Raw genomic sequence first — 3,787 nt, 5'->3', positions numbered from 1 at the left:
GGCGAGCTGTCAAGGCTGCGCAGATAGCCATGGATCACGTCATATCCGTTGGGGGCAGTGTCAGTCATGCGGCGCGGTCTTTGATTCTATTCTTGCTGCAATGGTAACGCAGCGGGGACAAGAGGAAAGGCATCCACTGTTTCTGTGGATAAGTCAGTGGATGATCTGCGGGTATCAGGAATTTATCCTTGTTTCAGGCCCACTTCGTCGCTTTGCCTAAAAATTAAGCAGTTTCTTATTCCTTTGTTTTTCAACGATATTTTTATTAATTACATCTTAACGCGTTGAAAAACAGAGGCTTTATGACAGTTCCGTGAACGCTGGCCAGCGCGGTGCGTAACTTTTGCGGCCGGTTATTCCACGCCCAGCACATCAGGCGTTTCCCAGCCCAGATGTTGGCCGCCATCCACAGCCAGCATTTGCCCGGTCACCGCCGGCGCATCAAGGAAATATCCCAGTGCTGCGCAAATATCTGCAGGGTTTGCGCCCCTTTGCAAAACCGTCGCGGCGCGTTGTCGGGCAAAGTGATCCGCCGATTGCCGCGCCCCCTGCAGGGTCGGGCCGGGGCCAACGGCATTGACCCTGATATCCGGCGCCAGCGCCTGTGCCGTCGTCTGCGTCATCGCCCACAGGCCCATCTTGGCAATCGTATAGGTCATGAATTCCGGTGTCAGCTTTTGCACCCGCTGGTCGATCATGTTCACGATCAGCGCTTGCGCAACAGGTTCACCCATGCTGTCTGTCTGGGCCTTGGGCGTTTGCACCGCAAAGGCTTGGGTCAGCACGAACGGCGCGCGCAGGTTCGATCCGATATGGCGGGTCCAACTGGCTTTGGTCGCAGAATGGATCGTGTCATACTCAAAAATAGACGCATTATTGACCAGACAGGTCAGCGGCCCGCCCAATGCCGCGCTGGCACGCCCGACCAATGCGCCCGTTGCATCCTCATCCAGCAGGTCAGCCTGGAGCGCGACAGCCTGCCGCCCCATCGCGCGCAGTTGTTTCACCGTATCCTGCGCGCCCGCCAGTGACCTCGCATAATGCACCGCGACGTCATAACCCCGCTCGCCCAGATACAGCGCCATCGCCTGCCCCAACCGCGCGCCCGCACCTGTGACCAACGCCTTCATGGGCGGCCCTTTTCACAAACGCAGGGCCCTTTGCCGATGCGGAACCGTTGGCATTTGGGGCATTTGGCATTGGCGAGCATCTTCTGCCCCGGAAACCGCCATTTGCCGAAAATACCCAGCACGATCATGAAGGCCAGAAACAGAAAGACCGATTTGACGATCATAGACCAAACCGCGCAAAAGCGGCGCGTTCTTCGATCCCGGCCACGGCATCATCGACGATCTGCGCACCAAAGCGCGACAGGATCGACTTTTTCTGCCCATAGCGGCGAAACCGGACCTTGTCGCCAAAGCGCGCCTTCATCACCGGCACCAGATGGCCGATCCCGTCAACCAGCCCGACGTCGATGCCTTTCTGGCCGATGTAGACCTCGCCCGTGAACAGATCCGGATCGTCGGACAGTTTTGGTCCGCGCCGGGATTTGACATAGGCAATAAAGGTGGCGTGCAGGTCTCCCAGCCAGCCTTTGAGCTTTTTCACATCCTCTGGCTTTTCGGGTTTGAACGGGTCCATCAGACTTTTGGATTTGCCAGCCGTATGCACCCGCCGTTCGATCCCGAGCTTATCAATCGCCTGATGCGCGCCGAAATTGGCGCTGATCACCCCGATCGAACCCGTCAGCGAACAGGAATCAATAAAGATTTCATCGGCAGCACAAGCTAGCCAATAACCGCCCGATGCCGCCACATCCTCGACAAAGGCAAAGACCGGCACCTTCTTTTCATCCGCCAGCCGCCGGATGTGCGCAGCGATCAGCGATGATTGCACGGGCGACCCGCCCGGACAGTTGATTTCCAGCGCCACAGCGGCAGGTTTACCCTTGCTGAACGCCTTGGCGATGACCGGGCCAAGGCCGGGGCTGTCAAGGCCACGCCCGGAATTGGCAATCGCGCCCTGCAGGCGGATCACGGCGACGAAAGGGGGCGACTTCACGAAGGGGATTTTTATCATAGGCACATACTTAAACCGTTCCGCGCGCCCCGCAAGGTCATTGCCGGATGCGCCAGCCGGTGCGGAAAATCCAGCCGATGAAACCAAGGCAAAGTGCCGTGAACAACGCAATCGCCATCAGTGACACCCCGATGCTGACATCCGCCACACCAAAGAACGACCAGCGGAAACCGCTGATCAGATAGACCACCGGATTGAACAGGGTGATCGTCTGCCAGACGGGCGGCAGCATGGTGATTGAATAAAACGACCCGCCAAGAAACACCAAGGGCGTAATCACCAACAGCGGGATCAGCTGCAATTGTTCGAAATTCCCCGCCCAGATGCCGATGATGAACCCAAGCAGCGAAAAGCTGATACAGGTCAGCACGAGCAGGGCAATCATCGCAAACGGATGCGCGATCTGGATATCGATAAAGAAAAACGCCGTGGCAAGGATGATCAACCCGATGAACAAGGCCTTGGTCGCCGCCGCGCCCACATAACCGGCCACGATTTCCAGAAAACTGACGGGCGCGGACAAAAGTTCATAAATCGTCCCGGTGAATTTCGGAAAATATATCCCGAAACTCGCGTTCGTGGTCGCCTGGGTCATCACCGACAGCATGATCAGTCCGGGCACGATAAAGGCACCATACCCCACCCCTTCGACCTGATCGATCCGGCTGCCGATGGCGGCGCCAAAGACGACAAAGTAAAGCGATGTCGACAGCACCGGCGATACCAGCGACTGCATGATCGTGCGCCAGAACCGCGCCATTTCGTGCATGTAAATCGTTTTGACTGCGTTCAGGTTCATACGTCTTCCTTCACCAATCCGACAAAGATGTCTTCTAGGCTGCTTTGTTGGGTCTGCAGATCTTTCATCTGCAAACCGGCATTTTGCAGATCGTTCAGCAAGGTGGTGATGCCGGTACGCGGCCCCTTGGTGTCATAGGTATAGGTCAGGCTGCGGCCATCGGGCGCGCGCTGCAGCTCATATTCCGCCAAGGCAGCGGGAATATTGGGCGTCGGGACCGCCAGATCGATGCGCAATTGTTTCTGGCCCATTTGCGCCATCAATTCGGCCTTGTTCTGGATCAGCAGTATCTGACCATTGGCGATGATCCCGACACGGTCTGCAATCGCCTCTGCCTCTTCGATGTAATGCGTCGTCAGGATGATCGTGACGCCCGATGCTTTCAGCCGCGCCACCACATCCCACATGTCCTTGCGCAATTCGACATCGACGCCGGCGCTGGGTTCGTCCAGAAACAGCACGCGCGGTTCATGGGCCAGCGCCTTGGCGATCAGCACGCGGCGTTTCATACCGCCCGACAGCGTGATCACCTTGTTGTGGCGCTTATCGGCAAGCGAAAGCTGCGCCAGAATATCGTTGATCTTTGCGTCATCACGCGGCTTCCCAAACAGCCCGCGCGAAAAGCTGACAGTGCTGAACACCGTCTCGAACGGTTCCAGCGTGATCTCTTGCGGGACCAGCCCGATCATCGACCGTGTTTCGCGAAACTCTGTCTGGGTGTCGAAACCACCGACAGTCACCGTGCCGGATGTCGGCGTGACGATCCCGCAGATGGTGGAAATCAGTGTGGTCTTGCCCGCGCCATTGGGGCCAAGCAGGGCCAAAATCTCGCCCTCTTCAATCTCCAGATTGACGGATTTGAGCGCCTCAAACCCGCCTTCATAGGCTTTGCGCAGGTTTTTGACG

Annotated in this window: 5 protein-coding genes; all 5 read right to left on the bottom strand. The window is 57.4% G+C overall.

All coding sequences use genetic code 11. The features are described from left to right. Window positions 1–353: 353 nt before the first annotated feature. Window positions 354–1,130 (bottom strand): SDR family oxidoreductase, encoded by a 777-nt coding sequence (locus ACK4TM_RS17200; RefSeq protein WP_409703740.1) that lies wholly within the window; start codon window positions 1,128–1,130, stop codon window positions 354–356. Continuing rightward, entirely contained in the window at window positions 1,127–1,294 is a 168-nt protein-coding gene (locus tag ACK4TM_RS17195) for a hypothetical protein (RefSeq protein ID WP_409703737.1), read from the bottom strand. The genes ACK4TM_RS17200 and ACK4TM_RS17195 overlap by 4 nt, the downstream gene beginning before the upstream one ends. Next, window positions 1,291–2,082 (bottom strand): S49 family peptidase, encoded by a 792-nt coding sequence (locus ACK4TM_RS17190; RefSeq protein ID WP_409703734.1) that lies wholly within the window; start codon window positions 2,080–2,082, stop codon window positions 1,291–1,293. Before ACK4TM_RS17190 ends, ACK4TM_RS17195 begins: the two co-directional genes overlap by 4 nt. 37 nt (window positions 2,083–2,119) lie before the next feature. Continuing rightward, window positions 2,120–2,881 carry an ABC transporter permease gene (locus ACK4TM_RS17185; RefSeq protein WP_409703731.1) on the bottom strand — a complete coding sequence of 254 codons (762 nt, stop codon included), beginning with the start codon at window positions 2,879–2,881 and terminating at the stop codon, window positions 2,120–2,122. Further along, the coding region (locus tag ACK4TM_RS17180) for an ABC transporter ATP-binding protein (protein ID WP_409703728.1) at window positions 2,878–3,787 on the bottom strand (910 nt) is incomplete at its 5' end. The genes ACK4TM_RS17180 and ACK4TM_RS17185, both read right to left, overlap by 4 nt.

It is taken from the genome of Yoonia sp. (genome assembly GCF_046292185.1).
In the GTDB taxonomy this organism is placed as follows: Bacteria; Pseudomonadota; Alphaproteobacteria; order Rhodobacterales; family Rhodobacteraceae; genus Yoonia.
The sequence above is the reverse complement of the archived record's forward strand: the minus strand, read 5'-3'. Positions and strand labels throughout refer to the sequence as shown.